Source organism: Microbulbifer aggregans (assembly GCF_020524005.1).
Classification (GTDB): domain Bacteria; phylum Pseudomonadota; class Gammaproteobacteria; order Pseudomonadales; family Cellvibrionaceae; genus Microbulbifer; species Microbulbifer aggregans_A.
In genome coordinates this window covers 1-4,228 of the sequence record NZ_JAIVKK010000023.1, presented here as the reverse complement: position 1 = coordinate 4,228, position 4,228 = coordinate 1, and the positions used below count along the sequence as shown (strand labels likewise).

Annotated in this window: 2 protein-coding genes; both read right to left on the bottom strand. The window is 49.3% G+C overall.

Annotated features, from left to right (window positions below):
* Positions 1 to 752, bottom strand: a 752-nt coding sequence (locus LC093_RS20025) for a condensation domain-containing protein (RefSeq protein WP_226669215.1), incomplete at its 3' end; no start/stop codon positions are given.
* A gap of 1 nt (position 753) precedes the next feature.
* A complete protein-coding gene (locus tag LC093_RS20020; RefSeq protein WP_226669213.1) occupies positions 754 to 4,188 on the bottom strand; it encodes a non-ribosomal peptide synthetase in 3,435 nt (1,144 codons plus the stop codon).
* Between the last annotated feature and the right edge of the window lie 40 nt (positions 4,189 to 4,228).

Genomic DNA, 4,228 nt, shown 5'->3' with positions numbered 1-4,228 from the left:
TAGGCGGTCTCCTCTTCCACTTCAGGAGTCTCACCTTTTACCAGTGCATCGTAGTACTGGTGCACTGTGCGCATTAAAATCGGGCCACTCCAACCGTCACTGATACTGTGATGTGTAGTCTTAATAACGGTGTAATAGTCGGCACTGTGCTTAAGCAAATGAAATCGAACCAGCCCCGGCACGCCCAAATCAAAGTCAAATCGTCGATCTTCTCCCTGTATTGCCGATATTTTCGAGTCACGCTCTTGTTGAGAAAGATCACTAAGGTCGTAGAACTGAAAGTGCTCATCTGACAAGCTTTGGCCAGAGTGAATCACCTGAAAAATATCCTTATCTTCCCAATCAAAGGACGTTCTAAGAATTGGGAACTTCAAGGCCGCTAGCTTCCAGGCATCCATATAGGAATCGACATCAAAGGCTTCCAGCGCGTAGTCAATCAAAACCTGTACACGATATGCGTCGTCATTCGGTTGATTCAACTGATAATAGATAAACCCCTGCTGCAAGCTCGTAGCGGGAAAAATATGATCAATAGATAAAGCCGATGAACTTCCCCTGGATGAAAACTCATAAAAATCCTGCGGAGAAAAAATATCAAAACCACGGAGGTAAGACAGTAAATCTTCTTTACTTTCCTTCAGCTCGCTCAGAATACTGGCCTGTAGTTCCCCATCATAAGATAGATTCAGTTTGTCACCTGAAGCCCAAACTGCAACATTTTCTCTCTTAAGCTTTTTGATTAAGGAAAGCACTCTATATCTCCATTATATTGCGCGGTGTATCTGCATTCTTATTCTTCGTTTGTCGCTTTATCTTCTGACGCCGCTCCAAAGACCGAAGATCCTCAACAGACATACTATTCATTGAAAAATCACTCGGAGTTTTAATCGTCCCTGACTCGGCAGTACGTATAGAAAAATGCATTACATCAATTAGGCTTTGATTTAAATTTTTGGCGAGTAGACTCACTGACTCTCTCGCTACCGAAGCGACGATATACAGGCGCATCTGTCCAGACTGCACAACGCCATTAATGTTTATGCTAAATGAGTTTTGATTTTCAGCAGCACTGGTTAATCCGACATCTTTCGTATGCACTAACCACGGTGCACTGTCGTGCGATGAGCCTTGTGCACCCAATTGCCCCAGATAGTTAAAACTGATTTCAGGCAGCGGGCTATGCACTAACAGGCCCGCCTGAGTTAGTGCTCCAAACCCAATGCCCTTGTCGGGAATACGGCGAAGCGATTCCTTGGTTTCAATGATCACGTCCTCTAGTGAGGCATACGCCTGCAGACGCACTGGGTAGGCCGTAGTGAACCAGCCCACGGTGTGCGAGACATCAATCGCATCATCAATGGGCTCACGGCCATGTCCCTCCAGCGTGATGTGGAAGGTATCCCTGCCGAAGCTGGCCTGAAGCGCCTGCGCCAGGGCTGCCAGCAACAAGTCATTAATTTCGGTGTTGTAGCCCTCGTTCGCTCGGTGTAGCAACTGATCCGTAGCCTCTTTCGAGAGCACAACCTCGGCTGCGTGCGGGCTACCTGCCAGATCGTCGCCAATTTGCTCAAGCAGAGACTGCTGATCCGACGTTACCCCCCGCCAATAGTCCACATCGCCCTGATGACGCTCGGCGTAATTTTGTACAACCTGCACCCACTGACGGTAACTGCTGGTTTTGCGGCCGAGCGCCCTACCGCTGAGCAGCTGCTCCACGTCTTCCGCCAAAATCCGCCAAGAGACCGCATCGATGATTAGGTGATGGAAGGCAAAGAAAAGACGGGCACTGCCATCCGCATAGCCGTGTAAATACGCCGCCTGCCACAGTGGCCCCTGGTAAATATCGAACTGGCTCTGCCACTGTGTCAGCTGATGGTTCAGCGCTTCGGTACTCAGAGTACTGACATCGAGCTGCTCTACGGGAGCCATCATCAGGCTCACGCTTTGATGGTAACGCTGCTGTACGCCCTGCTCGGTAATCTCAAATGCGCAGCGTAGAATATCGTGCTGATCAGCGAGCGCCGTGACCGCCTGTGCCACCGACTGAAAACTCAGCATATTGGGGAGCGTAACCGTAAATGCCTGATTCCAGTGGTGAATATTGACTAGGGGTTTCTCGAAAAAACGCGTCTGAATCGGCAGTAATTCAAAGACGCCGACTAGTGCGCCTTGTTCAGCAGTAACCTGTGTGTCGAGAGATGAGCGAGATAAACGATCGGCTAGCTCAGCGACGGTCGGTGCTTCAAAGACGTCTTTCACTAGAACGTGAAAACCTTTCTTTCTCAAGCGACTGACCAGTTGAATACTTAAAATAGAATCGCCACCGATTCTAAAAAAGTTATCTTTCAACCCTACTGGAGAGACATTCAAAACGTCCGACCAAATGGCACATAGAACCTTCTCTGCCTCAGACTCCGCAGCCACAAAATCATCAGTAGAAGAAAACTCTGGCTCAGGAAGCGCTTTCTGATCTAATTTTCCATTGATTGTTAGGGGTACTTTATCGATTAACGTAAAGCTCGAAGGCATCATATATTCGGGCAACTTACGCATCAGCTCCTGCCTTACCCTTTCCACTTCAACGCTTTCAGCAGGATCAGGAACAATATATGCAGCCAAATACTTATTACCCTCTTTTTCCCTGACACAAATAACGGCATTGAATACTGCCTGACACTCGCTCAGGGCATACTGTACTTCACCCAGCTCAATTCGGTGGCCACGTATTTTTACTTGCTGGTCATTACGACCAATAAACTCCATCTCACCGGACGGGAGCCAGCGCACTAAATCACCCGTCTTATAAATTCGGCGATCGACCAAGCTGTCAGAGGCATAAGGGTTTTCAATAAATCTTCCCGCAGTTAATTCTGGAAGATTTAAATAGCCTCTCGCCAAGCTGTCGCCTGCAACATATAACTCGCCAACCGATCCAATTGGCGACAGCTTTAAGTTTTTAGATAGTACGTACAACTGGGTGTTATTAATTGCTCGACCAATACAATTTACCGTGTGACGGTGATTATCACGAAGTAGCTGTGCAGTCGTAACCGAGCACTCGGTAACACCGTATTTGTTTATAAGTTTTTTCCCCCAAAAAGACCGAACATTTTTTGTAAGCGCTTCACCCGCACTGACCACGCGCCTAACAGATGTCGAAGCCGCTGGCGCGCCAAGTACTGACAAATAGCCTGGCGTTGCATGAATATGCGTAACTTGATTGTCGTTGATCAGCCCCCAGATGGTGTCAACATCATTTATGTCTTTTTTCGAGGGAACCAGCAGAGTAGCTCGATTTAGTAGCGACAAATAGAATGTTTCAACCGAGGCATCAAAAATATAGGACGAAATCCAGATTACAACCTCATCGTCAGAAAAACGAAAATCTGTGGCCTGATTCCAAATTAAATTGATAATCGAACGATGCTCAAGCATCACCCCTTTCGGCTTTCCGGTGGTGCCCGAGGTATATATTACATACGCCAGATCACTGGAGCTGCGATCACGCTCGATATTGCTGTCATCCAGCACCTGAAACTGCGCGCGCTCATCCGCGCAGATCACCTGCGGGACAGTGCCTGTTAAACCCGACAATGCGTCAGTCAGACTCGCGCTCTGCGCACTCTGACTCAACACAACGCGAGCGCCGGTATCTTCGAGGATAAAACACACCCGCTCGGCCGGATACTCCGGGGAGATCGGCACATAAGCCCCGCCGGCTTTCAACACCGCCAGGATACTGATCACCATTTCAACACTGCGATCGAAGTACAACGCGATCAGTGTGTCCGCCGCCAGGACTTGCCCGCTACTCTGGGCATACACTTCGCGCAGCCGACGCGCCAGCTGATTGGCTCGATGGTTCACCTCGCGGTAACTTAGCGTCTCGCCCTCGTGTACCAGCGCCACATTATCTGGTGCCTTCAGTACCTGAGCCTCAAACAACTGCTCCAGCGTTTGATCCGACGGGTAGTCCGCATCGGTTTGATTCCATTCGTGCAGCAGCGTGTGTTTTTCTGACTCCGTCAGCACATCGATATCTGCCAAGCGCGCCTCCGGCGCACTCACCAAGCCCTGAAGCACACGCTGATACATAGCGATAATGCGGGCGATGCTCGCTTCTTCAAACAGACTCAACGCGAATGTCATTCCGCCATTGATCTGCTCGCCGCTATCATCCAACCACACGCTCAAATCGAATTTGGCCGGCGTGTAGCCTCCCTCACCG